This is a genomic window from Leptolyngbya sp. AN10 (genome assembly GCF_050565645.1).
Taxonomy (GTDB): domain Bacteria; phylum Cyanobacteriota; class Cyanobacteriia; order Leptolyngbyales; family Leptolyngbyaceae; genus Leptolyngbya.
On sequence record NZ_JBNXVP010000006.1, the window covers coordinates 185,916 to 212,093 of the forward strand.

Genomic DNA, 26,178 nt, shown 5'->3' on the forward strand with positions numbered 1-26,178 from the left:
TTTCCAAACAGTGCATCCATCATTCTCAGACTAATCATAGTAGCGCCGTACAGTTTAACGATCGTACTTCCATTGCATCGGAGACGTAGCAAGATCCGCCAAACCGATTCAGGATTGGGCGAATTTTCTCGATCGCAGTTTTCACTTGTTCGGGCGGACAGAATGCGACGATGAATGCCATTTCGATCGCGTCATCGGTTCCTAAAATTCCGCTCGTTTCAACATTCCGAAAGATCGTATACCGCTCAATATTAGAGTCTTTCAGGCTACGAATAATTTTTGGAAGCTCGATCGAGTCGGAAATAATTTCAATTCGTTTAACCGTGTGCATAACTTCACCAGAGTAGATTAATACCGTATTCGTACAATGGAATTCCGATCAGAATATTGAATGGAAATGTGACCGCAAGCGCAGCAGAAATATAGAAGCTCGGATTCGCTTCAGGAACCGTTAATCGCATTGCTGCGGGAACTGCAATATAAGACGCACTTGCACATAGTACCGAGAATAAAAGTGCATCCCCTGAAGAAAGCGCGATCGCTTTTGCTAAAAATATTCCAATCGTTGCATTCACCAATGGAATTAATACACCAAACGAGACCAAAAATACTCCCGCTTTTTGCAATTCTTGAATTCTTTTTGCTGCGACTAATCCCATATCGAGCAAAAAGAACGTCAACACACCATAAAACATATCTTGCGTGAACGGTTTCAAAGTCTGCCAACCCTGTTCGCCCGTCAAAAACCCGATCGCAACGCTACCAATTAAGAGAAATACAGAACCATTGAAAAACGCTTCTCGCAGCACTTCCGACCATTGAATCGATTCAGACTCATCAGAGCGATCGGTAAACACATTCACCAAAATCAATCCAATAATAATCGCAGGCGATTCCATCAACGCCAAAGCTGCCACCATATAACCGTCATACGGAATCTGTAATTGATCGAGAAACGATCCAGCCGTAATAAACGTTACTGCACTGATCGATCCATACGTTGCAGCGATCGCAGCAGAATTGTAGGGATCTAAGCGCAATCGCAAAATGAAAAACGTATAAATCGGAACCAAAATCGACATTGCGATCGCAGCGAGTAGAGTCACGACCACTGCCTGACTAACTCCACTTCGTGCTAGTTCGACTCCACCTTTAAACCCGATCGACAACAATAGATACAGCGAAAATAGCTTCGGAATCGGTGCAGGGATATCGAGATCAGATTTCACCAAAACCGCCAGCATTCCCAGAAAAAAGAACAAGACAGGCGGATTGAGAAAATTAGAAATGATCAGGCTAAAGTCCATTCAAAGGCAGAAATAACAGTACCTTCATTCAATCGGGGAATGGCGATCGAAGCAAGCGTCATCAAATCTTAATACGCCCTTCAACTCAACTTAACCTCAACACTAAATCGAATGACTATGATCGCGATTGCTCTTTATTGCTTTTCACCATGCTCCAAACCCGAACTAACGATCGTCCTTCTCAAGCCAACAACACTCCAGATAGTCCCTCTTTCAATTTCGAGCTTTGGGCGAAACAGTTGCGTCCTCAACTTTTAGCAGCGCTGAACAAACGGAAATAGGAATTCCTCACTTCAAGGAATTCCTATTCAGATAGCGGGTTAGAACGGCTCGATCCGCTTAAACCACTCCAGTCAATTGTGCAGACGACAAGAGCGATTCGGTCTGGGCTGGAATGATCGAAAAATCAACCGCAGGGTGCAGATCAACTCCTGAAACAGCACTGTGATACCGCTCAGTAATCGCGCTAGTAATTGGATTCTCACCATACTCCGTTTTCTCGATCGACTTCACAGGCGTAATTTCTGCCAGCGTTCCGACCAGTGCCACTTCGTCGGCAATAATCAACTCAGTTCGCTCGATCGGGCGACGCTCAAATGGAATCCCCATCGATCGACAAATACTTTCCACAATATCGACCGTGATACTTTCCAAGGCTCCTTCCCAAGATGGCGGCGTAAACACTTTGCCATCTCGAACCATCAGCACACAGGTCTGCGTCGTTTCCGCCACTCGTCCCGCTTCATTCAGAATGATCATGTCAGAATAACCGCGATCGCGTCCTTCAATCTTGACAAATCGCGCAATTTGATAGTTCGTACTGGTTTTCACACGGCAGGGAAGCGCTAAATCACTCCCCCGTTTCCAAGGGGTGACACCGAGATCGATTGGATTGGGGCGTGTGGTCGGAGTGTGATATGCCGTGAGAACAAGATTGCTAGTACTGCCTTCGCCCCAGAATCCTTCATCGCCGTAGAGTGTGGCACGAACCCACATATTGCGATCGCGCTGATACAACAATTTGATCAAATCGTGGTTCGCTTGCTCGAATTCTTCGTAGCTCATCTCGAACGGAATGTAGAGAATCTTTGCCGATCGACGTAAGCGATCGTAGTGTCGCCGCATCGCTACAATTCCAAAGCTTCCATCCGGTTGCCAGTAACCTTTTAGACCTTCAAATACATTGAGACCGCGCAAAACTGCTTCGCTAGAGATATGAAAATTTGCGTCTTCCCAAAGGCAAATTTTGCCGCCGAAGTAGACGTATTTGGGTTTCTGAAGTTGCGTGATAGAAGCCATAGGATTCGGAATGAAGTGAATGGGACGAGTAAACTAAAGTCAAACACACGGAGTACATCTTTTACTTATCAACCAAAAGTAAAACGTCTGTCCAGCAATTCCACGGTTATCTTCATCGAATCCTTGTATCGTTCTGCCCTGTTTAAATTTATTGACCATATTTTGAAGCTGACACTCCGAGATCAAACGGAACACGATCGTCAGTATTCTAGGTAGGGCACTCACGGCATCCAACGTATGAAGACCGAGGAAACACGATCGAGAATTTGGCTGATTCTGAGTTTAGGAATTGCCCTACTTTACTCTGGAATGGCATTACGCGAGGCATTTGCTGATCCGACGATGATTCAAGATGATGCTCGCGTTTATCTCATTTGGATGCAGCGCTTTGTTGATCCCGAATTGTTCCCGAATGATTGGATGGCGAAGTATTTCCAGTCTGTAACTCCTTGGGGATTGGGAACGTTCTTTTGGGTTGGATCGAAGCTTGGAATTACGCCGATCGTTCTGAGTAAATTTCTGCCTGTAGGGATTAGTGTGCTGCTGGCTTGGTATGGATATCGATCGACGATCGCGCTGTTTCCAGTTCCAATGGCAGGATTTTTCAGTACTGTGATTTTGCTGCAAAGCTGCTGGCAACGGGATGATCTGGCTTCCTCGGCTCCACGATCGTTGTGGGCGTTGTTGCTCGTGGCATTGGTGTACTACTTCGTGAAACGGTCTTGGATTGCGATCGCGCTTTGTGTCACCGCAATGGCTCTCTTTTGTCCTTTAGCAGCGATTCTGGTTGCCATTTGGCTGGGAATGCGAGGGATTTGGGGATTGTGGAAGCGGCGGGTGAATCGGGCAGAGTGGATCGTTCTGGGAATTACGATCGCGCTTTTGTTGCCATACGTGTTTAGTCAATCCGAATTTGCTCCTACCGTAAATGCGGCTCAGGCACAATTGATGCCGGAATTTCAGTCAGGAGGACGATTACCGTTTTTCTATCCAAATCCACTGCGATTTTGGTTTGATAGTACCGATGGTGGGTTTCAAGTGTCGTTTAATCCACCGCTGATTGCTTTGGGATTGTTGCTGCCAATCTTTCTACGCTTTAGAGATCGCCTTCCTCAGTTACAACAGCTAAATCCAGATTGGATCATCTTGCCGCAACTGGCTGGAACAGGAGTTATCGGATTTTTTCTAGCTCATGCAATGTTTGTGAAACTGCATTTTCCGAGCCGATACATTACGCATAGTTGGCGAATTACAATGGCGATCGCTTCAGGAATCGTGATTGTAATTTTGCTCGATCGCCTCAAGGCTTGGCGAACAGGTGCGATCGCAGTTCTCGCTTGTGTGATGTTGCTGTATCCACATCTCGCTTGGCGATCGTTTCCCGATACTGGATACGGTGGCGGCAGTCATCCTTCCCTGTACGAATTCCTCAAAACCACGCCCAAATCAACGTTGACGGCTTACTTAGGTGAAGATGGTAGTAACTTACCAATGCTATCTTTGCGATCGACCTTGGCGGCTCAAGAATATGCACTTCCGTTTCATCTAGGTTACTATCTGCCGATGCGACAAAGAGCAATTGATCTAATCAATGCTCAATACAGTGATAGTTTAGAGCCTGCTAAAAAACTGATTCAAACCTACAAAGTTACACATTGGCTACTCGATTCCAATGCGTTCGCACCAGACTATCTTAAAAGCTATCGGTGGTTTCGATTGTTTGAACCGAATGTGAGTCAAGCCATGTCAGCAATTGGAGCAGGAAGGATTCCAGCCATGCAGAAAATTGCGGGGAAATGTGCGATCGCAAAACCTGATAACGTTGCTGTTCTGGATGCTAAGTGCATTTTGGAAAACTGAATCCCCCTCGCACAGAACATGAGACTCAGTTCCAAAAACATCAGCATGAGATCAAACTGTCTTCCGTTCACCCAAGGAAATCTCGTAGCGGAAAGCCTCCCCAGGCAGCGGAGGAGTTAGATCGGGTAATCGGCGCAGCTTGGTTGCTTGCTCATAGTCGTAAGCGTATCCCAAAATTTCAGCTTCACCGAAATAATTGCCCATGAATTCTAACGACATTGGAATTCCTTCAGTAGAATAACCCATCGGCACAGTAACCGCAGGTACTCCAAGAATGTTTGCCTCGAAGCGAGCAGGAAGCGCTCCATAAAGAGAATAAACCTCGTCTGCTCCTTCACCTTGAGGGGGAGCTAAGTAGTTGAGCGTGGGAAACACAAAAGCATCAATGCCATTTTCAGACATAAAATTCTCATACTCATTGGTTCTGAGTTCCGCGATCGCAGTTAGCGCTTGATCGACCTCTGGCACTTCTGACCAAGGTTTAGCATCCCCCTCCGAAATCGTGTTTGCAATTCCAGCAACATATTCATAGTTCGGATTGTCTTGTGGAATCAGATCAAGCAAATCAACAAATGAGGAAATCTCTGGATTGTTGTAGCCTTTGATTATATGTTCGTAGTAGTAGGCACGAGTTTGGGCAATCCGCTCAGCGCTAGATTCAGGATAGCCTTCTGGTGGAAACTCAGTGAACCAGGTTTTGTGAGCCGGAATGTCAACTTCTACAAGCGTCGCCCCTTGTGCTTCGAGAAAGTCTTTCGCATTCTCAAATGCTGCTAGTACCTCCGGATCGATCGGAAAGCTTTCTCCATTTGCTGGATCTCCCTGACCCACATAAGGACGTGGAATGCCGAGAACTTTACCCTCCAAAGCATACTCATCAAGGTAGCTTGTATAGGTGAACGGACGCGCCTTTTCTACATTGGGAATGTAGGGATTCCAAATATTGTTCGGGTCGTAAGCAACGAGGGCATCCATCGCGTAGGCAATATCTGTCACCGATTTCGCCATCGGTCCAATGGCATCTCGTTCTGGGGTGAGGGGCCATGTTCCATCCACTGAAATGAGTCCAGCACTAGGTTTAATTCCAACAAGTGCATTGTGCGTACTAGGGACTCGAATAGAACCTCCGGTTTCTCCTCCCATTGCAAACATTGCCAAGTTTGCCGCGATCGCAGCCCCAGACCCACTACTCGATCCGCCAGGAGTCCGATCTGGAGCATAGGGATTGATCACGGGACCATAGGATTCACTGATACCGTCATAAGAAAACGCCCATGTGCTCATGTTCGTTTTGCCTAGAATCACAGCTCCCGCATCGCGGAGTTGTTTAACAGCAAACGCATCCTCGGCTGCAATCAGGGGTTTGAGTGCTTCTACGCCATTGCTAGTAGGTAATCCCTTCACATTAAATGAATCTTTCACCAGAACCGGAACGCCGTGGAGTGGACCTAGAACAAACCCCGCTCTTCGCAGTGCATCAAGATCTGCGGCATCTTCAAGCGCGTCAGGATTGAGAACAGCGACAGAATTTAGCTCAGGACCGTTACTATCGTAAGCATGAATGCGATTGAGATAAAGCTGTGTTAGTTCATGGCTTGTCAGTTCCCCTGATTGAAATGCCCGATTAACATCAGCAATGGTAGCGGTGCTCAGAGAAAAAGTCTCTGATTGCGTAACCCTTGATTGTGTAACCCTTGTTGGTAGATTAGACATATTAACGGTAACGTGGTACTGGAACCCTATAGCTTGGAGTACTTTAGTCGGAGCTTACCAATCCTTTTGTAAATTCAGGTACAGAGATAGCTACAAAACAGACTTTCGGAGTATCTTTAATCAAGTTTTGTGAAACGTCTATGCAAAAAGAATTGATTGCTAGTACAGACAATGGACTAGCCTCTACCATTAGGTTGATGATTTTCGGCACACTTCTGTTAAGTGTTGGTTCAGTTTGTGAGCCTATTTCCGCCTCTGTTCCTCGCACTACAACCCCTAGAACGATGACCTCTAAAAAAGTTGCCACTGTTTCCGGTGTCATTGCGTTGCCATCCAAAACTCGATTGCCATCTGATGCAATTGCTTACATTACATTGGTCGATGTCACTCCCCGTCAGGATAGTAGCGGAGGAATTATTGCAAGACAAACGCTCAATCATCCCACTTCAGAGACGATCGCATTCAAGTTGGACTATGATTCAGCAAAAATTTGTGCTGATTGTCTCTACGCAATTCAAGTTCAAATTGTGACTCAGGGTAAAGTTATCTATCGCAACGCTTCAGCTTATCCAGTAATTACACGAGGAAAGCCAACGATCGTCAATGTGATGCTTAAACCTGTACAGCGAGTTGAGTGATCAATCTGTATGGCGTATTTCTAGACACTGATTGCATTTTGAAAAACTGAATTGCGCTCTAGTAGAACGTGCAGGCTGAGTTCTAGATTGACGATCGCATCGCGTAGATCTTTCGCAGCTTGTTCTGAATCAGTCGGCTCCAATGTCACTGGATCACAGGGGCGAATGGTGAGAATACGATCGACTAATTCCGAAAACATCTGAGGAGCATCCCAGAGAGGCAACAATGCTGAAGCAAGATTTGGACTGAGTAACACATGAGAACCGAGTGCAGCCGCGCCTGTGAGATATTGACTTAGATCAAAAGACTGTTGCTGCTGAATGGAAGCAATCAGAGCGGATTTCGCGATCGCGCTTTTTAACTGTGGATGTAGATGGATACGAACGTGCTCCCATTCACTCGTTTGCCAGAGTCGCGGCATTTCCCATTGGGGCGTTTGTCCGAGATGTCCGCACCAAAAATCTAACAATCGATGCACAGGCGAAATTAGCTCAAACAATTGCAGCCGATCTTCCATTGATAGTTGTGGCAGGCTCGATGACCAAGCTTCCGGCAAAGTTTGCGGATCTTGAAACAGCGACATCAAATCCCAGTCCCGCTGATTCACCATACAAATAAATTCAAGACTTGCTCCCCGCAATGCTTCAAATAATTGTTCGAGCGTGTAGCCTTTATCACCCTGAAACAGATAGTTCATCAGCACATATTCTTCTGGGCGTTCCTCAGCTTGTTGCGGACTCCAGGTTTGACGTTTCAGAGGCACATCATCTTTGAGCGCTTTCATCGTATCAAGCACAATATTGATTTCGGTCGCTTCTGGGTTGGCATCCATCAATCCCATCCAATGGAAAAGTTGCTGCGATCGAAAGAAATTGTGCCGCTGGTACAAACTATGCAAGTTCCCCCGCAAAATCCCGGTGGGCTTTAATGCTGTTTTCAATATTTTCAATGCTTGAGTGAGATCCGGCATCAAATAGAGAATTTCATCGCAATTGATATAGTCAAACTTCATGCCTAACTGAGCAACTTCATCCAGTGATAATCGATAAAACTGAACCTCTGGAAAGCCATGAAATTTCAGGCGTTCACGGGCAAGCGAAACGGATTGCTCAGACAAATCGATCCCGATAATCGTTGCACCTGGATTGGCTTCTGCGAGAATCAATGTTTTGTAACCGCTGCCACATCCGACATCGAGAATCGCGACTTCGGTTGGATCGACCAGTTTTTGATTGCGGAGATAGTGCGGTGTGAGAAAATTGTGCAGAAAAAGCCCGTTGAAATCTTCTTTGGGTGAAATCTCGATCGATGTTTTTGGATAGGGCTGACTATCAAACTGTTGCCGAATTTTTTCTAGTAGCTCAGGATTTTGCGAATTCACGGGAGATTTCCTTGAATGCTGGTTACAAGCTCGAACGTCAGATTTATAGCGCGTTTTCGTTCAGTTTGCCAGATCTCATGCGGACTGATCTGAGCACAAAAAAGCATCGATCGAGATAAGAATCGATCGATGCTCTGAAATGTGTTGAGCGAATCAATCAACCATTCAACCAACGTGCCGCATCTTTCGCGTGATAGGTCAAAATCAAATCCGCTCCCGCCCGTTTGAAGCCCAACAAAGTCTCCATCACAACTCGTTCTTCATCGATCCAACCATTTAGCGCAGCCGCCTTCACCATCGCATACTCACCCGACACGTTATAAGCCGCAACAGGCAAATTCGAGGCTTGCTTCACTTGATGAATGATATCCATGTAAGCCAAAGCAGGCTTGACCATGAGCATATCCGCACCTTCAGCAATGTCTAATTCGATTTCTTTGATTGCTTCACGTGAATTGCCAGGGTCCATCTGATACGTGCGTCGATCGCCAAATTGTGGAGTCGATTCAGCCGCATCTCGGAACGGACCATAGTAAGCTGAAGCATATTTCGCAGCATAAGACAAAATCGGAATCTCTTGGAATCCTGCTTCGTCTAAGCCTTCTCGAATCGCAGCGACAAAACCATCCATCATTCCCGATGGAGCAATGATATCGGCTCCCGCTTTTGCTTGTGAGACTGCCGTTTTCTTCAGCAGTTCTAAAGTCGGATCATTCAACACTCGCCCGGTTAAATCTCCGACTTCGAGGTAGCCGCAATGTCCGTGTGAGGTATATTCGCACAAGCAAGTATCCGCGATTACGATCAATTCTGGAACCGCTTCTTTTACAGCAGTTGCGGCTTTTTGCACAATTCCACAATCGTGCCAAGCTCCAGTCGCATCGGTATCTTTATCATCGGGAATTCCGAACAAAATGATCGAAGGAATACCCAGATCGTAAACCTGCTTTGCTTCCTCGACAATTTTATCGATCGATAACTGATACACACCAGGCATCGATCGGACTTCATTCGCGATCGAGTCACCCGGCACAGCAAACAACGGGTAAATCAAATCACTGGTTGTTAAAACATTTTCGCGCACCATGCGGCGCAGTTGAGGATGATTGCGAAGCCGACGAGGGCGGTGATTTGGAAACATAGGAATGTCAAAGCCTGGGTAAATTTTGGAGATTCTTTACAAGTCTAAAACGTGGCAGGATCGGAACCGTTCAAGATTACGAAGTGTAAAAAATTCTGTTGCAGTTGACAGACAATCGGGAACCTTAAAGCCAGTTTCAAGCCCCCGAAATCAAGATGTTTACAGCCGTTTTTGGACACAGTGACGATCCAGATTCCCAAGGTGCGATCGCAGAAGTCATTTCTCAATGCCAAATCGCGCTGAATGGGTTAACTCCTCAAGCTGGATTACTGTTTAGCGCGATCGACTTTGATCACGCACTGATTTTAGAAGCGATCGATCAAGCCTTTCCAAATCTCGAATTGATTGGCTGTACGAGCGATGCTGAACTCTCCGATACATTAAGGTTTCAGCAAGACTCGATCGTATTAACGCTCTTTTGCTCAGATGAAATTGAGATTCGAGCAGGGATCGGGCGGAATATGAGTCAAGATGTGATCACAGCGACTCAAAGCGCGATCGAGCAAGCCAGTTGCGATCGACCACCCCGACTTTGTATCACGATTCCAGATGGAGTTAGCATCAACGGATCGGAAATTCTCACAGGCTTGCAGACAGCACTTGGTAAAACTTTTCCGATTTTTGGCGGAATGGCAACCGATGACTACCGCTTTGAAACAACTTACCAATTTTATAAAACTGAAGTGCTCACCGATGCGGTTCCGATTTTGCTGTTTTATGGTGAAACGCTGAAATTTTCGCATGGTGTCTTCAGCGGATGGCAACCGATTAGCGCTCCTGGACAAGTCACTCAGAGCGGCGGGAATGATATTTCCACGATCGATGATCAACCCGCACTCCCTTTTTATAAAACGCAAATGGGTGGATTAGATCCAGTTCCCGAACATCCATTAGCAGTGTTTGAACCAGAAGAGACTTCCTTTTATCTGCGCGGATGTCGTCCTGATTCAGCCGATGGAACACTGAAATGTCTCGCAGGAGTGCCCGAAGGTGCGATCGTACAAGTCAGCACTGCGAGCCGCGATGAAATTTTAGGAGCCTCGAAGACTGCAATCTCACAAGCAATACAAACCTATCCAGGAAGCAATCCGCACGTTGCTTTGATTTTTAGCTGTGACTGTCGATTTAAAATACTGGGTAGCCGAGTGAAAGAAGAATACGAATTAATCCGATCGACCTTACCCGACAGCGTGAGTTGTAGCGGATTTTATACTTACGGCGAACTGTCTCCCCTGAGCGAATTTGGCATAACTCGATTGCACAATCACACCATTGTGACGCTCGTTTTGGGGACGTAATGATGGAACAAATTGAGCTTCAAAATCGCATCCAACAGCTTGAAAAAGAGAATCGCATCTTGCAGAAAAAATTGCAGCGATCGCTCACCAGTCAAATTGAGGCGGAACAGACCAACGATCGTAAAGAAGCATTACTCAGAAAAACGATCCAAGATTTGCGGGCATCTCGTGCCACGATTCAACACAACCATGAAAAGCTCCAACATCAAGCCCAAGAACTAGAACAAGCTCTGTCAGATCTCAAACGAACTCAAGCGCATCTCGTTCAAAGCGAAAAAATGTCCAGTTTAGGGCAGTTAGTTGCTGGCGTTGCCCATGAAATCAACAATCCGATCAGTTTTATCTATGGAAACTTACTCCATGCTCGGAAATATGCGGAAAACTTGATGCAGCTTGTCCAGGCATATCAATCTCAAGCGTCGATCGCTGAATTGAACACGCTGAGCGAAGAGATCGATTTGCCGTTTATGATGAACGATTTTCCGCGAGTTTTTCGATCGATGCAGACTGGAGCGGAACGAATCGAGGAAATTGTCGGATTGCTCAGAACCTTTTCGCGACTGGATGAGGCAGAACTTAAGGAAGTCGATTTGCATGAAGGGCTAGATAGCACACTGATGATTCTTGGATCGCGATTGAATCCGAAAATTGAAGTGATTAAGCACTATGGCGATCTGCCCAAAATTGAATGTTATGCCAGCGCTTTGAACCAGGTGTTTCTCAATCTGCTGAGTAACGCGATCGATGCGATCGAACATCAAGCCCATCCCCAAATTATCATTCAAACAGAAGTAAATCAGCACATCCAGATTTCGATTCGCGACAACGGAATTGGAATTCCTGAAGACCTACAAGCACAAATTTTCGATCCATTTTTCACCACAAAATCGATCGGCAAAGGAACCGGATTAGGACTCTCGATCGCATATCAAATCATTACAGAACAGCATCATGGCAATTTGCGCTGTGAATCGATCGTCAATCAAGGAACGACCTTTTTCATCGAACTCCCGCGCTCATAACCCTTTCACAGCAGTGAACAAATTCCTCCGGATGACGAACCGCAAGTTAGAAAATTCGGAGGGTGCGATCGCAAATCAGTTAATCTCTTGTAAACTAAACCTCAGTAATTCCACGAATTACAGAATGTTTTCTGTCTCCGCAGCAGAAGAATTGCAATTCAATACAGTGACTACGGTTGACGTGAAGATTTCTTTCCGTCAATCTAGCGAAGGTTGTAGCCTGATTCTTGCGGAAAACTAGATATTTGTGTGTGAGGCACGAATGTGGCGAAGAGTAGCCCGAAGCGAAGCAGCAAACCCACTCGGAACGATCATTCCCCAAAAGGGTTGGACTCCATGACAGACGGAACCGACGGAAAAAAACGCCCAGCCAAATCTCGCAGACGAGAACGGGCAAAGCGTAATGTGGCAAAGCTGATGGAGCATCCGCGACTTGCAGGATTCCGCAACTGGCTCGATGGAACGACCGCCCGACTCCAATCTTTGGAGCAAAGAATTCCCGCGCCCCTGAAGACGAAAAAAGCGCGGAACATTCTGGTTGCGGGTACGGTTGTGGTGTTTGGCGCAACCGCCATTCGAGTCGCATCGATCGAGATTGATCAAACTCTGCCTGATCCGGGACAACTCAAGACTTTCGCCCGTCCGGGTACGCTAACGATTCGCGCCTCGGATGGCACCGTACTACACCAGTTAGGACCTGCAACCAGAAATCGATTAACGATCGACAAAATGCCCGATCGATTAGTTCAAGCCTTTGTTGCCTCTGAGGATCGCCGCTTCTACGACCACAATGGCATCGATTTTCAAGGGATTGGACGCGCCGTTTTTCGGAACTTGACCTCACGCAATGTGGTCGAAGGCGGCAGTACGATTACACAGCAGTTGTCTCGGATTGTGTTTCTCGATCAAGACGATCGCAGTATGGGACGAAAAATTCGAGAAGCGATGATCGCTCAGAAGCTCGAACGCAACGTCGATAAGAAACAGATTCTAGAGAAGTATCTTAATTTTGTTTATCTTGGCTCAAATGCCTACGGTGTGGCGGATGCAGCTTGGATTTATTTCAGCAAATCCGTCGATCAGTTAACGCTTGGAGAAATGGCAACGATCGCAGGATTGCCTCCGGCTCCGAGCTTGTATTCGCCCTTGGTTAGTTTAGAGATGGCACAAGAGCGGCGAAATGTCGTACTCGATAAAATGGTCGTCGCGGGATACATTACCGAGGCAGAGTCGCAAGCGGCACAAGCTGAAATACTTGCCGTAAAGCCAAGTACACCCAGAAATATTCAAAGTTCTGCTCCGTATTTCACCTACTACGTACAGCAAGAGCTTGAGAAACTCGTTCCAAAAGAAAAAATTGCAGAAGGTGGAGTCACGGTTGAGACTACTCTGAACGCGAGATGGCAAAAAGCGGCAGACAAAGCAATTCGGAACGCCATTACGGTCGATGGCAATGCCGAAGGATTCAAACAAGCGGCACTGGTCGCGATCGATCCGCGCAATGGCGAAATTCGATCAATGGTCGGCGGCTACGATTTTTACAAAGAAAGTCAGTTTAACCGGGCAACTCAGGCACAAAGACAGCCTGGATCGACCTTCAAACCGTTCGTGTATGCCACAGCAGTCGGGGCTGGATTCTCTCCGAATCGATCGTACCTGGATGAACGGTTTATGGTCGATGGCTATCAGCCGAAGAACTACGGCAACAAGTATTCGGGCTGGCAGAGCATGAAATCCGCGCTCACCAAGTCGATTAATACCGTTGCAGTGAGAGTGCTGATCGATGTCGGATTCCAGCCTGTGATTAAGCTGGCTCAGAGTATGGGAATCGGATCGAAGATGGAACCGACTTACTCGCTGGCACTGGGCGCGTATGAAGTGAATCCGCTGGAATTAACCAGCGCGTACGGAGTCTTTGCAACCCAAGGCAATCACGTCAAACCCCACGCCATTCGACGAATCATCGATCGTAACGGCAATGTTCTTTACGACTCCAATTACAAGCCGAAGCGCGTCTTAGATGCAGACACCGCAGCGATTACCAACTGGATGATGCGCGAAGTGGTCAGCGAAGGAACCGGAAGACCTGCCCGACTCGATCGACCTGTTGCTGGCAAAACTGGAACCTCAGAAAATGCTCGTGACCTTTGGTTTATCGGCTATATTCCTCAACTGGTGACAGGTGTTTGGCTTGGAAACGACGATAATTCACCGACTTGGGGAAGCAGTGGAACCGCCGCCTTTACCTGGCACGAATTCATGAAAGAAGCCGTTCAGGGAATGCCCGTCCAGAAATTTGCCGAACTGCCGGAGAACATCGAAGATCGCAAAGGCACGATCAAGCCGCAACCTGTCAAACCGAATCGGACTCGATCGCTCGGTCAAGGTCCTGATCCAGAAGCAGAGCAACCCAGTAGAGGTCGCTATTACGAAGAGCCTGCACCCGAACCCGCTTATTCTGAACCTGCGTACTCTGAGCCACGACGTTCTGAACCTGAACCCGAACCTGCTCCTGCTCCAGACCCTCCTGCGGCGGCTGCGCCTCCCGAACCTGCCCCCGCTCCAGAACCCGCTGCTCCTAGTGCTCCTGCGGCTCCACCTGAACCTGCACCTCCCGCATCGGCTGATCCCCTTCCTCCCCCTGGGAACTAGGGAATATTACCCGGTTGTGGCTAGATGATCGGACTGTCGAAAGATGACTTGATGGTATGTCTCTGATACTCTGGTTTCAGTAAAAAAATTCACAGGAGCATTTTACATGAACCTTCTATTAGAAGTCGCAACGAAGCCTGGAATGCAGTTCCCGGTGTCGTTTACTGTTGTTTATGTGGTTGGATTTATTGCTGCCGTAACGTTCGGTTCGCTCGCATGGTACAACTCAAAGCGCCCGGTGGGTTGGGAAGATAAAGAACGCCCCGATATCGTTCCTGAAGTTCAAAAAGAAGAAACTCCCGGTCTTTAAGTCGATCGAAGATAAAGTCATCGAAGATACATCAAAGCGCTCTTCTAGAGCTAAGTTAGGCTCGCGCCTAGCATGAAAATTTATTTTCCCTGAGAAAGTTCGCCTATGCGGACTTCTTTTTTTTCAATCCTTTCAATCAAGTTTTGAGAGTTGACAAGTGCCAATTTTGGTCGTAGAAATAGGGGGCATCTGTCTGGAGAAAGAAAGGCTTTGTGATTTCAACCGATCGAGTAGCGACTTTGCTGAGTGTTCTTATGATTAAAACTTTAGTCTAAACAACAAATAAACAGCGAAAAAGCTACAGTTTCCAGCTTGTTTCTCAGGCTACAAGTTAAGTCATCCGCAGATGTCATACTTTCTTGAACGCAACCTTGGGAGAAAGGATATGTACAACTGGAAACTCATGCTGGGCTTGATCCTAACTTCTGTTCTGCTTCCGGTCTCGATCGCGAAAGCTGAACCGATTGCCGCGACCACTTCGACTGCTTCGACAGTTACGACTCCGCTCCTGACTCCCTATAATGTCGTGAATCTAGCCTATCAAGGCTATTTCCGCGAGCAAGGCTTACGGGGCTATGGAGTGTTTACTGATGGTTGTAATCAAGGGACTTTGACTGCAAACGATGTCGTGAGAGCCGCAATTCGAGCGAATCGTTTACCGGAGAGCATTTTAAGCGATCGTGGTTTTATGAACGCGGTGGATGCCAACATGAAAACCTTTAGAAGCACATTTGGGAACTAATCCCAAATCTGGTCTATCCAATCATTTTGACACCGTTCAATTCTCGGACGGTTTTTTTGTTGCGTCAACATTTTCCCAAACATCAGAAGTCATTTGAAGTGCGCTACGATAGGCTGAATGAGCTTATGTATCGTACTTCAAAGAGATGACTGATCAGGTTTATGATGTCGTGGTGATTGGCGGTGGTGTCACGGGAGCCGCTTTACTGTATTCGCTTGCCACCTTTACGGATTTGAAGCGAGTTGCATTGGTCGAAAAATATCCCCAGGTGGCGGCTGTTAATTCTAAATCGAGCAACAATAGTCAAACGATTCACTGCGGCGACATCGAAACGAACTACAGCCTGGAAAAAGCACTCAAGGTACGACGATCGGCAAATATGCTGGTTCGATATGCGGCTCAATTGCCTGCTGAAATGCGCGATCGTGTCATCTTCCGCTATCACAAAATGGTAATGGGGGTGGGAGCGACGGAAAGCGATTTAATCCGGCAACGATATGAAACTTTTAAGCCACATTTTGCTGGAATGCAGCTTTTAGACAAAGCTCAGATTGCAGAGATTGAGCCGAGTGTGGTGAAAGTCCAAGGGCACGATCGACCGGAAGAATTAGCAGCGATCGCGGTTCTCGATGATTACACCGCAATTAACTATGGAACCTTGGCGCAATCGATGGTTCAGCAAGCTCAAGCAGTGAGCGATAAAACTGTTGATCTGCGATTGGGCAGTCCAGTGCAATCGATCGAGCCTGTGGGCAATCAGTATCGGATTACCACGGCTGATAGTTCAATGATGGCTCGATATGTAGTCGTGTCTGCTGGCGGACATAGTTTATTGTTCGCGCATCGGATGGGGATCGGGCTGGAATATTCTTGTTTACCTGTGGCGGGAAACTTTTACTACACGCCGCAAGTTCTAAATGGTAAGGTTTATACCGTTCAGAATGATAAGCTTCCGTTTGCGGCGATTCATGGTGATCCGGATGTAAGTCAGCCTGGAAAAACTCGATTTGGTCCGACTGCGCTCCCGCTACCATTGTTAGAGCGTCGTAACTTGCAAACCTTTGTGGATTATCTGGAAGTACTACGGCTCGATCGAACAGTGAGTGCTGTTGTTTGGGATTTGTTCAAAGTGCGGGACATTCGCAACTATATTTTCAAAAATATGGCGTTTGAAGTGCCAGGGGTGAATCGTCGATTGTTCCTGCAAGATGCGCGGAAGATTGTGCCTTCTCTGAAGCTTGAGGATTTGGAATTTGCTCATGGTGTGGGTGGAATTCGTCCACAGTTGATTGATAAACCACAGGGCAAATTGATTCTGGGACAAGCCGAGATTGATCCTGGCAACGGGATTCGATTTAATGTCACGCCTTCACCGGGTGCGACGACTTGTTTGGGCAACGCAGAAAAAGATTTACTACGGATTCAAGAGTATTTGGGCTGCACTGTCGATCGCTCTTGGTTCAATGCCGAGGAAGAAGCTCGATCGAGTGTTTCCTAAAGCTGAGAGAACAAAGACACCATCAATCCGAGTGCAGTCAATACGATCGCTGCACCGATTAGATCATTTTTGCGCTCAGAGGCTCGAAAAGCAGGCTGCAACCAGAAGCGGAAGCCTTTCGTAATGTTTGGCATCACTGCCCAAGTTAAGAGCGAGGATGTGATGAAGTTACTCAATAGCGTCAGGCTTGCGGACGGTTGCCAACCCCAGAACGCGAACAATTTCGACTGAATCATTACCAGCGGATACAGTCCTAGAACGACTGCCATCACTTGTTTCCAAGGTGGCGGACCCAAGCTCGATCGCTCTTCTCCCACTTCGGTCGAAAACCATCCTTCGAGTCCCGTCGTGAATGACTTAAATTTATAGTTCTCGAAAATCGATCGACCGGATTGAACGACCTCAGCGCGATCGTCAGAATTCAGCCAGTCGTTTAAGTGATCGGGCGTGTTGAAATGTACGATCGAATACCATTTCATCACCCCGTTTTCACAGTGCAACGGAGCAGAAAGATCTGCTCTAGCAAATCCTTCATGCTGTTTTGCATTCCGAATTAAGGCGCGTTGCCAATTCCGAAATGCAGCTTTATTACAGTTGGGGACAATATGTTCTAAGACCACGGTGGAATAGAACACTCGATCTTCAGAATCAGGATGGGACATTGAGGAATGATTCATCGAGTTTTGAAACAAACGTCGGATAGTTCAAAATTCTGGCAATCTCTCTGGAGGTATATTTATTTGTCCTAAGTTTAGGAATAGCCTAGTAGAGCGTTTCACGACAATTCTATAGTTATCGGTAAAAAAATCAGGGTCGATCTTGCTGAAATGCTATGACTTTCTCTAGGCTGAGTTTTATGGATAGTGACGCTTTGCATGAGTGATGCTGTTTCGATTCAATCGTTTGATCATTTAGAACTGTATGTCGGTAATGCAAAACAGGCAGCGATGTTTTACGATCGCGCATTTGGGTTTCAGTCGATCGCTTATCGCGGACTCGATACCGGATCGCGCTCTGTCGCTTCTTATGTGCTGCAACAAGGTGAGATTCGATTAGTTCTAAGTGCTGCGCTTGATCCCGACCATCCGATCGCATTAAAAACAGCTAAACACGGCGATCATGTTGCGATCATTGCCTTGAGCGTGAAAAACGTCGATCGAGCTTTTTCTATCAGTACTGCACGAGGAGCATTATCAGCCGTTCCACCCACAGAAGAACGAGACGAAAACGGAATTTATCGATATGCCACAATCTACGGCTATGGCAATACCTTAATCAAATTTGTGGAACGCGATCGATATTACGGCATCTTTGCGCCTGGATTTGTTCCTCGTTTGACCCAATCACAGATGAATGCTGGATTGATCAAAATTGACCACGTGGTTGGCAATGTCGAAAAAGGAAAGATGGAACACTGGGTCAACTTCTTTAGAAACGTGTTGGAATTAGATTTGTTAGTACAATTTGACGAAAGCGTGATTACCACGAATTATTCTGCGCTAACATCATCGGTAATGCAGAATACAACCGGAGCGATCAAACTACCGATTAATGAACCTGCGATCGGGAAAGGAAAATCTCAGATCCAGGAATTTCTCGATTACAACCACGGCGGCGGAGTGCAGCACGTCGCGTATCTGACGCATGACATTATCGATACGGTGACAAAACTCAAACAGTTAGGAATTGAATTTTTGAACGTGCCGCGATCGTATTACACCGATTTAGAAGCGAGAATCGGCAAGATTGATCAATCGATCGAGCAATTAGCGGAACTTGGAATTTTAGTCGATCGCGATCGTGAAGGTTATCTACTACAAATCTTCACTCGTCCGGTTCAAGATCGACCAACCTTATTTTTTGAAATCATTGAACGGCATGGCTCACAAGGTTTTGGCGAAGGAAATTTCAAATCGTTATTTGAAGCGATCGAGCGTGAGCAAGCTTTACGAGGAAATCTTTAAGAGTTAAATTCAGCCTAAAGTTCTCATGGTATGACTGATCCATACCTCCCTGTTTTGCGTATGGCTACCCTGACCGAAGCCCAACTTGATCAAATCGTCGCAGAACTCGATCGTTTACAAGACGACAGCGAATTCGATGATCACCAGATTAAAGAAATTCTCCAAACCTTAGACCTGCCAAACGATTTGCTCGAAGCTGCGATCGCTCAGGTTCATCACCGTCGATTGTTGTTTCAGAAACAGCAGCGAAAGAAGATTGTGCTGTCTACGATCGCGATTATGATTGCAGGCTTAACCACTACGATCGCGGTTGTTCATCAGAAGCGTGAAAATCAACTCAATCGAATTGGAGCAATTCAGCACATTGTGACTTTGGAAAGTTCAGCCAAGCCCGTGACACAATTCGATCGACAAAAAGATCAGCAAATTTTTTACCGCGTGACCCTAAAAAATGCTCCTATCAATAATCGACTTAGAATTAGCTGTCGGTGGAGTAATTCAACAGGTCAAATTGTCCATCAAAGCCGTTACCAAACTGAGGAAATTAGTCGATCGCCTTGGGTTGTGACTTGCAATGCACCGCTCACACCCCAATCGCAAGCTGGGAAATGGAATGTGAAAATGAGCGTAGAAGAACGATCAATTAGCGATCGTTCTTTTACCGTTAAATAATTTAGGAGCTACCAACATGACTGATACTGCAATTCCTTACGATATCGAGCAAGCCGTCCGCGAACGGTACGAAGCAGGCGCACAGCAGCCTCAAGCTTCTCTCTGTTGTCCGACTGATGGCTATGACTCGCGTTATCTAGAGATCTTGCCGCAGGAAATCATTGAAAAAGACTATGGTTGTGGCGATCCAACTCGCTATGTAAATTCCGGTGAAACAGTGGTCGATCTGGGTTCTGGAGCAGGAAAGAATTGCTACATTCTGGCGCAAAAAGTGGGCGCAACTGGGAAGATCATCGGGGTCGATATGAACGATGAAATGCTCGGTCTATCGCGTAAATATCTGCTTCCAATGAGCGAAAAGCTCGGCTATCAGAATGTAGAATTTGTCAAAGGCAAGATTCAGGATTTAGCGCTGAACTTAGATTTAGTCCAACAGTGGCTAGATCAGAGTCCTATCCGTTCAGTTGCCGAGATCGCAGCATTTGAAGCGGAATGCGATCGCTTACGTCAATCTCAACCTTTAATCGCTTCAGATAGCGTTGATGTTGTTATTTCCAACTGTGTACTTAATCTCGTTCGTCCTCAAGATAAAAAACAATTGTTTCAAGAAATCTTTCGTGTTCTCAAACGTGGTGGACGCGCTGTAATCTCAGATATTGTCTGTGATGAGCCTCCAACTGAAAAAATCCTGAACGATCCTGAACTCTGGAGCGGTTGTATTGCTGGAGCATTTCTCGAACACGAATTTCTAGAAATGTTTGAGCAAGCTGGATTTTATGGAGTGGAAATTTTGGCGCGGCAGAGTGAACCTTGGCAAGTGCTTGATGGAGTGGAATTTCGATCGCTCACCGTTCGAGCGTTCAAAGGCAAACAGGGCGAATGTTGGGAACGCAATCAAGCAGTAATTTATCGCGGTCCTTGGAAAGCGGTGCAAGACGACGATGGACATACCCTTTATCGGGGTGAACGCATGGCAGTCTGTGATAAAACGTTTCACATCTACACCAATCCAAATGGTGCTTATCAAGCTGATATCATTCCGGTTGAGCCTCGTGTTGAGATTTCATTAGAGGAAGCGGAACCGTTTCGCTGTTCTGGTGATCAAATTCGCGATCCGCAAGTGACAAAAGGAATGGATTATCGAGATACGATCGAGCAATCTAGCAGCGATTGTTGCAGCCCCCAAAGTTGTTGCTGACTCTAGGTTTGAGCGCGATCCTGCAATTAAGATCGCGCTTTATTTTTGACAGTAAGGTTAAGAAAGAGTTAATGCTAGACCAAGAAACGGTAATTGCTTCGATGATTTTGGGATGTCGTTTCAGGAAAGTTTTCCGTGTATCTAGCACTGCTTTTTCTTGCCACATTGTTTCTAGCCTATTCCAACGGCGCAAATGATAATTTCAAGGGAGTTGCCACCCTATTTGGCAGCCAAACCACCAACTACAAAACCGCGATCGCTTGGGCAACGATCACAACCTTCGCTGGCTCAATCTGTTCGATTTTCTTAGCTTCAGCATTGGTTAAAAGCTTCTCAGGGAAAGGCTTAGTTCCCGACGCGATCGCGAATGGGGCTGACTTTCATTTAGCGATCGCGCTTTCTGCCGGAATTACCGTGATCTTGGCAACTCAATTAGGATTTCCGATTTCGACAACTCATGGATTAACCGGAGCGCTGGTTGGAGCTGGACTGGTTGCAATTGGAACGGGTGTTAATTTTGCAGCATTGCAAAAATCATTTCTCTTACCGTTGTTATTGAGTCCGGTTTTAGCGATTCCGTTGGGGATGATCGTGTATTCGATCACCCATTACCTTCGGCTTAAACTTGGAATTGAGAAAGAGAATTGCGTTTGTGTGGGTGAAACAACGATGCAATTTGCGGATAGTACGATCGCAGTAGGTGCTCCGTCTTTCACCACTGGAACGATCGAGGATTGCAATCAACGCTATGTTGGCAAAGCATGGGGCGTGAAAAATCAACGCTTAATTGATGCCGCTCATTTTCTCAGTGCTGGAGTCGTGAGTTTTGCTAGAGGTCTGAACGATACACCGAAAATTGTGCCTTTGATGATGGGAATTCAGGCAGTTTCGATGCAGGGAGGCGCATTCGCGATCGCGGTTCTAATGGCGATCGGGGGCTTGCTCAATGCTCGACGAGTTGCCGATACGATGAGTAAACGCATCACTGCGATGAACTCTGGGCAAGGGTTTAGCGCGAATTTGATCACCGGAATTCTCGTGATTGCTGCGAGTCGATTTGGGTTGCCTGTGTCTACCACTCATGTTTCGGTTGGCTCAATTTTTGGAGTGGGATTGATTTCGCGGCAGGCAAACGCGAAAGTGTTCACTCAAATTCTCTTATCTTGGGTGCTAACTTTACCGATCGCAGCCGTTCTCAGCGCATTCTTCTACTGGATTTTGCACCGATAATTAAATGCTAGGGAACAAAAAGGAATCGGATCACTTCACCTGAAAATGGATCTCACAATGATAAGATCCGAAGGTTCCAAGTAGTCCTACTAGCATTCTGCAAAATTCATGGCTCATCTGAGAACGATTCAACCCCTTTCCATCGCTGGCATTCTTTCGCTCTCAATGCTTGCAGGTGTGATGCTCAAAGCCCCGTCCGTTCAGGCACAAACGCCCGGATCAGGAAGCGGTCAAGCTCGTCCGATCAGTCCGAATGATCCAAACGTGGTGCGTCCAACACCTGCTCAGGGTGGCGGTTTATTAAGTTTGCAGGGTGGACAGCGGCTGATGGATGAAGCCGATCAAGCTGTCAAATCACAGAATCTACCTGTGGCAATGAAAAAGCTCCAGGAAGCCCGTCAGGTCTACAATCAGCTATCAAATTTCTACCAAGAGTTAGCGGCAAGCTTCTCTGGGGTGGATACCCGTGTGGCAGATAGTCAGCGCACGAAAGCGTTGGAAGCTGCACAACTGCGAGATCAAGCGACCTACCGTTTGGCATTGGTGCATCGGGCAATGAATCAATCGGAATTAGCTGTCCCGCTGTTGGTTCAGATTATCCGAAGCCAACAACCGACCCGCGATTTAGGTAAGCAAGCCTATCAACAATTGCTCGAAATGGGCTTTGTGGATGTTGCTTATCCTCGGACTGCGGATCAGCCGACAAATCAGCCAGCAAATCGATAAATTGAAGGCGCGATCGACGAATGAAGCTGAGTCTAATTACCGCTACTCATCGTCGATCGCATCTTCTCGAAACTCGCGCCCTTCCCAGTATTTTGAATCAGTCTGATTCTGAGTTCGAGTGGATTGTGATTAATGACGGATGCGATGCGAAAACCCGCGAATTAATCCAGCCATTCACAACCGTTATTTACCGAGAAATTGATCATTCTGAAACAAGTTTCGGGCTGTGTATTGCTCGAAATCTAGGGTTATCGATCGCGACAGGTGAGATTGTTGCTTATTTGGATGATGATAATGCGATCGCGCCTCAATTCGTCGCAGAAATTAAAGCATTCTTCCAACAAAATTCTCAAATTCGGTGCTGCATGGTTCAGCAACATCGCAGACGAAATATTGTTCAAAATGGTGAATTAATCAAACAAGGAGAACCGTTTATTTCTCCAGATTTAAATAGCACCGTCAGCGATTTTGTTCAGCATAAAGCTCTATTTGATAGCAATGGATTCGCCCATCTTCGTGAGAATGCTCCAAGCTGGAATCCTGATTATAAAGTGTTTGCGGACTACGAATATTTTCTCCAGTGTCTCGATCGATGGAAACAGTTTTGCATTTTTCCCTCTGTTCTAGTCGATTATGTTCAAACTTCTGAGGGCGTGATTGGTCGATCGACTTACAAAGAATGGGCAACAGAATTGTCGAATCTATTGCAACACAAAGTATTAACGAATGTCGATCGACAAATTCTCAATCAGCTAATCGAGAAATGGCAGAACAAATCTACTCAATCAATTTCTGCTTTCAACCACTGAAGTAACAATCGAGCCACGATCGCAGGCTGTTCTAAATGCACTAAAACGCCCGATTCTGGCACAATCTGAAACTCTCGAATTGCATCCGGATTCATTGCTGCGATTTCTCGTCCAAGTTGCACATCAGTAAATTGTGCCTGACTACCCCAAACGATCGAGGTTGGTGTTTTCAACTGTGGCAAATAAGGTGCTAAATCGAAGTACAAATCACCGCGTAAAAATGACAGCGCTGCATAATCCGCATTTGGTTTTCGAGCCGATTCGAGATAGGCATTGATCATTTCTGGAGTCACACGATCGCGATTCGCAAACAAGAAATTTTCCAAGAAATTCCTCACAGCCAAATCATTTGTTGCCCCGATCGTATAAATAATTCGATCCAAAATCGGCGTATTGATGATCTCTAGCGGAATTCGCCGCCCTGCATTTTGCCCAAAATCATCGAACCCAGAAGGGCAAATCAGAAAGAGCGATCGCACTAATTCCGGATGCTGCACCGCTAACCGAATCGCAAACGCACCCGTCAACGAAGCGGCAACCAAATGAACAGGCTGGTCTGAGATTTTTTTGAGAAATTCCTCGATCGACATCACATAGTCATCCGGTCGATAGTCACGAGCAGGATGGCTCGAATCTCCCCAACCGATTAAATCCACAGCCACGATCGGATCAAACACTGGATAGACCTTCGACCATTCATAAGCTGAAGAACCGCCACCGAAACTATGCAGGAATACGATCGGCGTTTCGTCGCTAGTTTGAGCGCGAGTGTAATAAGCGATCGTGCCTAAGCTAGTTTGGGTGAACTTTTGCCCGAATCCTGGGGGGTGAAATCTTAGCATATTTGTCGATCGCCAAAATCGTCCCTTTCATTACAGCAAATTCTATCGAGGCAGAAGAATTAACTTTCGGTAGAACCTTCACGCAATACTTCTTCTGCTGCACGACCTAAGAGGGTGTTTGAAAAGTAGTCGTTCATCGCATCAATCGCCCCTCGAATAGAATTCGGGGCTATCGGAACGAAGTCTGTTGAAACAGACTGAAGAGTTTGCTGTAACTGGCTTTCAGTCCCCTTCAGTGGACTTTGTTCCGATAGACCGTGATTTCCAATCACGGGCGAAATGGCATCGAAGTGAAGCATCTTCCTATACTTTTCAAACATGCTCTAACACTTCATCCATCCAAGAATTAATGCTTTTCCCTGCTTTTTGCGCCGCAATATAAACCTGTCGATGCCGCTCAGGTGTTGTTCTAAATGGAAGCTTTCCAGAAAATGGCTTATTCGGTTCTTCTCCTCGTTCTTGGCAAAACTCTAGATAATCATCGATCGAGTCTTGAAAAGCTTGTACTGCTTCCTCTACAGTTTTACCTCTAAAGGTGATTACATCTCTGATATCTAAGACGCGACCAAATAGAATACCAGCATCCGTATCGATCTCAATCTGCCCTCTGTAGCCTTTATAAGTCAGCATTGTCCTTCCTATATGCAGCGTTTTTAGTGATATCACAATGCGATATCACTCTGATCGACAAAGAGTAGATTTCCTACAATGAAAACAGTCCCTCAGCTTGGAGAACGCCATGAATGAACCACGATCGCAATGGGATTTAGGTCGATTCGTGCAAACATTAGACTACTTTGAAGCGATTCCTGTTGTTAGTTGGCTGCAAAAAATGTTTCAACCTCGCCCCAATCCCCAACCGACTTACGATAATCAAGTGATTTTCGACTTTAGCAGTTTATCGATCGATATCCAAAATACTTGGGGTGCGCTCGATGATGTCGTGATGGGCGGCGTGAGTGATAGCGGTGTTCGATTGGAGAATGGAGCAGCAGTTTTTTCTGGGAATGTCTCTACAGCAAATTCTGGCGGTTTTGCCTCGATTCGGACTCGCAATTTTGAACCTCCGATCGATCTCTCAAACTTCACAGGGATCGAACTTCGATTAAAAGGAGATGGCAACCGCTATAAGTTCTTAGTCCGAGATGGAGATGCTTGGGACAGTGTGGGCTATTCTCATTCGTTTGATACTGTAGCGAATGAATGGATCACGGTACAGATTCCGTTCACTGAGCTAATTCCAGTATTTCGGGCAAAAACTGTCCCAGATGCGAAGATTTCTCCCAATCAGATTCGCTCTTTTCAACTGATGCTAAGTAAATTTGAATATGATGGCGGATTGAATCCGAGATTTACACCCGGATCATTTCGTCTAGAACTTTCGTCGATCGCTGCTTATTAGGAGAATCAGATGCGGTTATTACACACGATGCTTCGAGTCGGAAATCTTGATGAGTCGCTGAATTTCTACTGCGATTTGCTCGGCATGAAGCTGTTACGGAAAAAAGACTATCCCGGTGGAGAATTTACGCTGGCATTCGTCGGTTACGGAGATGAATCGGATACAGCGGTGCTAGAACTCACTTACAACTGGGGCAAAGAGAACTATGAACTAGGCGATGCTTACGGTCATATTGCGATCGGCGTTGATGACATTTACGCAACTTGTGACGCGATCGCACAACGGGGCGGAAAAGTGACTCGTCAACCGGGACCGATGAAGCATGGCTCGACTGTGATTGCCTTTGTCGAAGATCCAAACGGATACAAAGTGGAACTGATTCAACTCGGTACACAAGGCTCTGAATCTGAGAAAAAAGCTGCGACAGCTAACGCTTGATTTGAGACAATTCCTCGCAGGCTGTTATAACTGAT

Annotated in this window: 27 protein-coding genes; 17 read left to right on the plus strand and 10 right to left on the minus strand. The window is 46.4% G+C overall.

What is annotated here, in order from left to right:
• Nucleotides 1-34: 34 nt before the first annotated feature.
• Nucleotides 35-331 carry a P-II family nitrogen regulator gene (locus ACQ4M5_RS10935; protein WP_430675641.1) on the minus strand — a complete coding sequence of 99 codons (297 nt, stop codon included), beginning with the start codon at nt 329-331 and terminating at the stop codon, nt 35-37.
• Between the two features lie 4 nt (nt 332-335).
• Nucleotides 336-1,307 carry a sodium-dependent bicarbonate transport family permease gene (locus tag ACQ4M5_RS10940; RefSeq protein ID WP_430675642.1) on the minus strand — a complete coding sequence of 324 codons (972 nt, stop codon included), beginning with the start codon at nt 1,305-1,307 and terminating at the stop codon, nt 336-338.
• 149 nt (nt 1,308-1,456) lie between these two features.
• Here ACQ4M5_RS10940 and ACQ4M5_RS10945 point away from each other — a divergent pair, with 149 nt between their 5' ends.
• Nucleotides 1,457-1,588: a hypothetical protein gene (locus ACQ4M5_RS10945; protein ID WP_430675643.1), complete on the plus strand. Its 132-nt coding sequence runs from the start codon at nt 1,457-1,459 to the stop codon at nt 1,586-1,588.
• A gap of 58 nt (nt 1,589-1,646) precedes the next feature.
• Here ACQ4M5_RS10945 and ACQ4M5_RS10950 read toward each other — a convergent pair whose 3' ends face one another.
• Nucleotides 1,647-2,606 carry an aminotransferase class IV gene (locus tag ACQ4M5_RS10950; protein ID WP_430675644.1) on the minus strand — a complete coding sequence of 320 codons (960 nt, stop codon included), beginning with the start codon at nt 2,604-2,606 and terminating at the stop codon, nt 1,647-1,649.
• A gap of 237 nt (nt 2,607-2,843) precedes the next feature.
• On the opposite strand from ACQ4M5_RS10950, the gene ACQ4M5_RS10955 reads away from it, so the two are divergent.
• Complete coding sequence (locus tag ACQ4M5_RS10955) at nt 2,844-4,466, plus strand: hypothetical protein (RefSeq protein WP_430675645.1); 1,623 nt, start codon at nt 2,844-2,846, stop codon at nt 4,464-4,466.
• 51 nt (nt 4,467-4,517) lie between these two features.
• Here the strand turns inward: ACQ4M5_RS10955 and ACQ4M5_RS10960 are convergent, their stop codons facing one another.
• Nucleotides 4,518-6,179, minus strand: a complete 1,662-nt coding sequence (locus tag ACQ4M5_RS10960; protein ID WP_430675646.1) for an amidase — start codon at nt 6,177-6,179, stop codon at nt 4,518-4,520.
• 284 nt (nt 6,180-6,463) lie between these two features.
• On the opposite strand from ACQ4M5_RS10960, the gene ACQ4M5_RS10965 reads away from it, so the two are divergent.
• A complete protein-coding gene (locus ACQ4M5_RS10965) occupies nt 6,464-6,817 on the plus strand; it encodes a YbaY family lipoprotein (protein WP_430675647.1) in 354 nt (117 codons plus the stop codon).
• A 20-nt stretch (nt 6,818-6,837) separates the two neighbouring features.
• Here the strand turns inward: ACQ4M5_RS10965 and ACQ4M5_RS10970 are convergent, their stop codons facing one another.
• Nucleotides 6,838-8,199, minus strand: coding sequence for a class I SAM-dependent methyltransferase (locus ACQ4M5_RS10970; RefSeq protein ID WP_430675648.1), 1,362 nt, complete (start codon nt 8,197-8,199; stop codon nt 6,838-6,840).
• A gap of 157 nt (nt 8,200-8,356) precedes the next feature.
• Nucleotides 8,357-9,340, minus strand: coding sequence for a porphobilinogen synthase (gene hemB, locus ACQ4M5_RS10975; RefSeq protein WP_430675649.1), 984 nt, complete (start codon nt 9,338-9,340; stop codon nt 8,357-8,359).
• A gap of 155 nt (nt 9,341-9,495) precedes the next feature.
• Between hemB and ACQ4M5_RS10980 the strand changes: the two genes are divergently transcribed.
• The 6 genes from ACQ4M5_RS10980 (at nt 9,496) to ACQ4M5_RS11005 (ending at nt 16,862) form a co-directional block, all read left to right on the plus strand.
• Nucleotides 9,496-10,638 (plus strand): FIST signal transduction protein, encoded by a 1,143-nt coding sequence (locus tag ACQ4M5_RS10980; RefSeq protein ID WP_430675650.1) that lies wholly within the window; start codon nt 9,496-9,498, stop codon nt 10,636-10,638.
• Complete coding sequence (locus ACQ4M5_RS10985; protein ID WP_430675651.1) at nt 10,638-11,660, plus strand: sensor histidine kinase; 1,023 nt, start codon at nt 10,638-10,640, stop codon at nt 11,658-11,660. The genes ACQ4M5_RS10980 and ACQ4M5_RS10985 overlap by 1 nt, the downstream gene beginning before the upstream one ends.
• 336 nt (nt 11,661-11,996) lie before the next feature.
• Nucleotides 11,997-14,312 carry a transglycosylase domain-containing protein gene (locus ACQ4M5_RS10990; RefSeq protein ID WP_430675652.1) on the plus strand — a complete coding sequence of 772 codons (2,316 nt, stop codon included), beginning with the start codon at nt 11,997-11,999 and terminating at the stop codon, nt 14,310-14,312.
• A gap of 106 nt (nt 14,313-14,418) precedes the next feature.
• A complete protein-coding gene (gene psb35, locus ACQ4M5_RS10995) occupies nt 14,419-14,622 on the plus strand; it encodes a photosystem II assembly protein Psb35 (protein ID WP_430675653.1) in 204 nt (67 codons plus the stop codon).
• A gap of 385 nt (nt 14,623-15,007) precedes the next feature.
• A complete protein-coding gene (locus ACQ4M5_RS11000) occupies nt 15,008-15,364 on the plus strand; it encodes a hypothetical protein (RefSeq protein ID WP_430675654.1) in 357 nt (118 codons plus the stop codon).
• A gap of 145 nt (nt 15,365-15,509) precedes the next feature.
• The gene (locus tag ACQ4M5_RS11005; protein WP_430675655.1) at nt 15,510-16,862 is read left to right on the plus strand and encodes an FAD-dependent oxidoreductase; all 1,353 of its coding nucleotides are present in this window, start codon (nt 15,510-15,512) and stop codon (nt 16,860-16,862) included.
• Here ACQ4M5_RS11005 and ACQ4M5_RS11010 read toward each other — a convergent pair.
• Nucleotides 16,859-17,539, minus strand: coding sequence for a hypothetical protein (locus tag ACQ4M5_RS11010; RefSeq protein ID WP_430675656.1), 681 nt, complete (start codon nt 17,537-17,539; stop codon nt 16,859-16,861). The two genes, ACQ4M5_RS11005 and ACQ4M5_RS11010, sit on opposite strands and share 4 nt — an antisense overlap.
• A 198-nt stretch (nt 17,540-17,737) precedes the next feature.
• On the opposite strand from ACQ4M5_RS11010, the gene hppD reads away from it, so the two are divergent.
• The 6 genes from hppD to ACQ4M5_RS11040 all read left to right on the plus strand — a co-directional run bounded on the left by hppD (nt 17,738) and on the right by ACQ4M5_RS11040 (nt 23,461).
• Nucleotides 17,738-18,826, plus strand: coding sequence for a 4-hydroxyphenylpyruvate dioxygenase (gene hppD, locus ACQ4M5_RS11015; RefSeq protein ID WP_430675657.1), 1,089 nt, complete (start codon nt 17,738-17,740; stop codon nt 18,824-18,826).
• A gap of 60 nt (nt 18,827-18,886) precedes the next feature.
• Nucleotides 18,887-19,498: a hypothetical protein gene (locus tag ACQ4M5_RS11020; protein WP_430675658.1), complete on the plus strand. Its 612-nt coding sequence runs from the start codon at nt 18,887-18,889 to the stop codon at nt 19,496-19,498.
• Between the two features lie 16 nt (nt 19,499-19,514).
• A complete protein-coding gene (locus ACQ4M5_RS11025; protein WP_430675659.1) occupies nt 19,515-20,696 on the plus strand; it encodes a methyltransferase domain-containing protein in 1,182 nt (393 codons plus the stop codon).
• Nucleotides 20,697-20,831: 135 nt separating this feature from the next.
• Nucleotides 20,832-21,926, plus strand: coding sequence for an inorganic phosphate transporter (locus ACQ4M5_RS11030; RefSeq protein ID WP_430675660.1), 1,095 nt, complete (start codon nt 20,832-20,834; stop codon nt 21,924-21,926).
• Nucleotides 21,927-22,034: 108 nt separating this feature from the next.
• Complete coding sequence (locus ACQ4M5_RS11035; RefSeq protein WP_430675661.1) at nt 22,035-22,652, plus strand: hypothetical protein; 618 nt, start codon at nt 22,035-22,037, stop codon at nt 22,650-22,652.
• Nucleotides 22,653-22,672: 20 nt separating this feature from the next.
• Complete coding sequence (locus ACQ4M5_RS11040) at nt 22,673-23,461, plus strand: glycosyltransferase family 2 protein (protein ID WP_430675662.1); 789 nt, start codon at nt 22,673-22,675, stop codon at nt 23,459-23,461.
• Here the strand turns inward: ACQ4M5_RS11040 and ACQ4M5_RS11045 are convergent.
• Genes ACQ4M5_RS11045 through ACQ4M5_RS11055 form a run of 3 tightly spaced genes read right to left on the minus strand, consistent with a single transcriptional unit; the run spans nt 23,434 to nt 24,933 of the window.
• On the minus strand, nt 23,434-24,303 hold the full coding sequence (locus ACQ4M5_RS11045) for an alpha/beta fold hydrolase (protein WP_430675663.1): 870 nt from the start codon (nt 24,301-24,303) through the stop codon (nt 23,434-23,436). The two genes, ACQ4M5_RS11040 and ACQ4M5_RS11045, sit on opposite strands and share 28 nt — an antisense overlap.
• Before the next feature lie 59 nt (nt 24,304-24,362).
• Nucleotides 24,363-24,623 (minus strand): hypothetical protein, encoded by a 261-nt coding sequence (locus tag ACQ4M5_RS11050; RefSeq protein WP_430675664.1) that lies wholly within the window; start codon nt 24,621-24,623, stop codon nt 24,363-24,365.
• A complete protein-coding gene (locus ACQ4M5_RS11055; protein ID WP_430675665.1) occupies nt 24,616-24,933 on the minus strand; it encodes a type II toxin-antitoxin system HicB family antitoxin in 318 nt (105 codons plus the stop codon). The genes ACQ4M5_RS11050 and ACQ4M5_RS11055 overlap by 8 nt, the downstream gene beginning before the upstream one ends.
• A gap of 109 nt (nt 24,934-25,042) precedes the next feature.
• On the opposite strand from ACQ4M5_RS11055, the gene ACQ4M5_RS11060 reads away from it, so the two are divergent.
• Both ACQ4M5_RS11060 and gloA read left to right on the plus strand, forming a co-directional pair.
• Nucleotides 25,043-25,705: a CIA30 family protein gene (locus tag ACQ4M5_RS11060; RefSeq protein ID WP_430675666.1), complete on the plus strand. Its 663-nt coding sequence runs from the start codon at nt 25,043-25,045 to the stop codon at nt 25,703-25,705.
• 9 nt (nt 25,706-25,714) lie between these two features.
• Nucleotides 25,715-26,143 carry a lactoylglutathione lyase gene (gene gloA, locus ACQ4M5_RS11065; RefSeq protein WP_068380956.1) on the plus strand — a complete coding sequence of 143 codons (429 nt, stop codon included), beginning with the start codon at nt 25,715-25,717 and terminating at the stop codon, nt 26,141-26,143.
• The last annotated feature ends 35 nt before the right edge of the window (nt 26,144-26,178 follow it).

What these genes read in the sequence shown, in the direction of transcription:
- ACQ4M5_RS11055 (WP_430675665.1), bottom strand. Translation starts at nt 24,933, where the DNA reads ATGCTGACTTATAAAGGCTACAGAGGGCAGATTGAGATCGATACGGAT.
- hemB (WP_430675649.1), bottom strand. Translation starts at nt 9,340, where the DNA reads ATGTTTCCAAATCACCGCCCTCGTCGGCTTCGCAATCATCCTCAACTG.
- ACQ4M5_RS11035 (WP_430675661.1), top strand. Translation starts at nt 22,035, where the DNA reads ATGGCTCATCTGAGAACGATTCAACCCCTTTCCATCGCTGGCATTCTT.
- hppD (WP_430675657.1), top strand. Translation starts at nt 17,738, where the DNA reads ATGAGTGATGCTGTTTCGATTCAATCGTTTGATCATTTAGAACTGTAT.
- ACQ4M5_RS11045 (WP_430675663.1), bottom strand. Translation starts at nt 24,303, where the DNA reads ATGCTAAGATTTCACCCCCCAGGATTCGGGCAAAAGTTCACCCAAACT.
- ACQ4M5_RS11050 (WP_430675664.1), bottom strand. Translation starts at nt 24,623, where the DNA reads ATGTTTGAAAAGTATAGGAAGATGCTTCACTTCGATGCCATTTCGCCC.
- ACQ4M5_RS11060 (WP_430675666.1), top strand. Translation starts at nt 25,043, where the DNA reads ATGAATGAACCACGATCGCAATGGGATTTAGGTCGATTCGTGCAAACA.
- ACQ4M5_RS10955 (WP_430675645.1), top strand. Translation starts at nt 2,844, where the DNA reads ATGAAGACCGAGGAAACACGATCGAGAATTTGGCTGATTCTGAGTTTA.
- psb35 (WP_430675653.1), top strand. Translation starts at nt 14,419, where the DNA reads ATGAACCTTCTATTAGAAGTCGCAACGAAGCCTGGAATGCAGTTCCCG.
- ACQ4M5_RS10945 (WP_430675643.1), top strand. Translation starts at nt 1,457, where the DNA reads ATGCTCCAAACCCGAACTAACGATCGTCCTTCTCAAGCCAACAACACT.
- ACQ4M5_RS10960 (WP_430675646.1), bottom strand. Translation starts at nt 6,179, where the DNA reads ATGTCTAATCTACCAACAAGGGTTACACAATCAAGGGTTACGCAATCA.
- ACQ4M5_RS11000 (WP_430675654.1), top strand. Translation starts at nt 15,008, where the DNA reads ATGTACAACTGGAAACTCATGCTGGGCTTGATCCTAACTTCTGTTCTG.
- ACQ4M5_RS10950 (WP_430675644.1), bottom strand. Translation starts at nt 2,606, where the DNA reads ATGGCTTCTATCACGCAACTTCAGAAACCCAAATACGTCTACTTCGGC.
- ACQ4M5_RS10985 (WP_430675651.1), top strand. Translation starts at nt 10,638, where the DNA reads ATGATGGAACAAATTGAGCTTCAAAATCGCATCCAACAGCTTGAAAAA.
- gloA (WP_068380956.1), top strand. Translation starts at nt 25,715, where the DNA reads ATGCGGTTATTACACACGATGCTTCGAGTCGGAAATCTTGATGAGTCG.
- ACQ4M5_RS11005 (WP_430675655.1), top strand. Translation starts at nt 15,510, where the DNA reads ATGACTGATCAGGTTTATGATGTCGTGGTGATTGGCGGTGGTGTCACG.
- ACQ4M5_RS11010 (WP_430675656.1), bottom strand. Translation starts at nt 17,539, where the DNA reads ATGAATCATTCCTCAATGTCCCATCCTGATTCTGAAGATCGAGTGTTC.
- ACQ4M5_RS10980 (WP_430675650.1), top strand. Translation starts at nt 9,496, where the DNA reads ATGTTTACAGCCGTTTTTGGACACAGTGACGATCCAGATTCCCAAGGT.
- ACQ4M5_RS10965 (WP_430675647.1), top strand. Translation starts at nt 6,464, where the DNA reads ATGACCTCTAAAAAAGTTGCCACTGTTTCCGGTGTCATTGCGTTGCCA.
- ACQ4M5_RS10940 (WP_430675642.1), bottom strand. Translation starts at nt 1,307, where the DNA reads ATGGACTTTAGCCTGATCATTTCTAATTTTCTCAATCCGCCTGTCTTG.
- ACQ4M5_RS11025 (WP_430675659.1), top strand. Translation starts at nt 19,515, where the DNA reads ATGACTGATACTGCAATTCCTTACGATATCGAGCAAGCCGTCCGCGAA.
- ACQ4M5_RS11040 (WP_430675662.1), top strand. Translation starts at nt 22,673, where the DNA reads ATGAAGCTGAGTCTAATTACCGCTACTCATCGTCGATCGCATCTTCTC.
- ACQ4M5_RS11020 (WP_430675658.1), top strand. Translation starts at nt 18,887, where the DNA reads ATGGCTACCCTGACCGAAGCCCAACTTGATCAAATCGTCGCAGAACTC.
- ACQ4M5_RS10990 (WP_430675652.1), top strand. Translation starts at nt 11,997, where the DNA reads ATGACAGACGGAACCGACGGAAAAAAACGCCCAGCCAAATCTCGCAGA.
- ACQ4M5_RS10935 (WP_430675641.1), bottom strand. Translation starts at nt 331, where the DNA reads ATGCACACGGTTAAACGAATTGAAATTATTTCCGACTCGATCGAGCTT.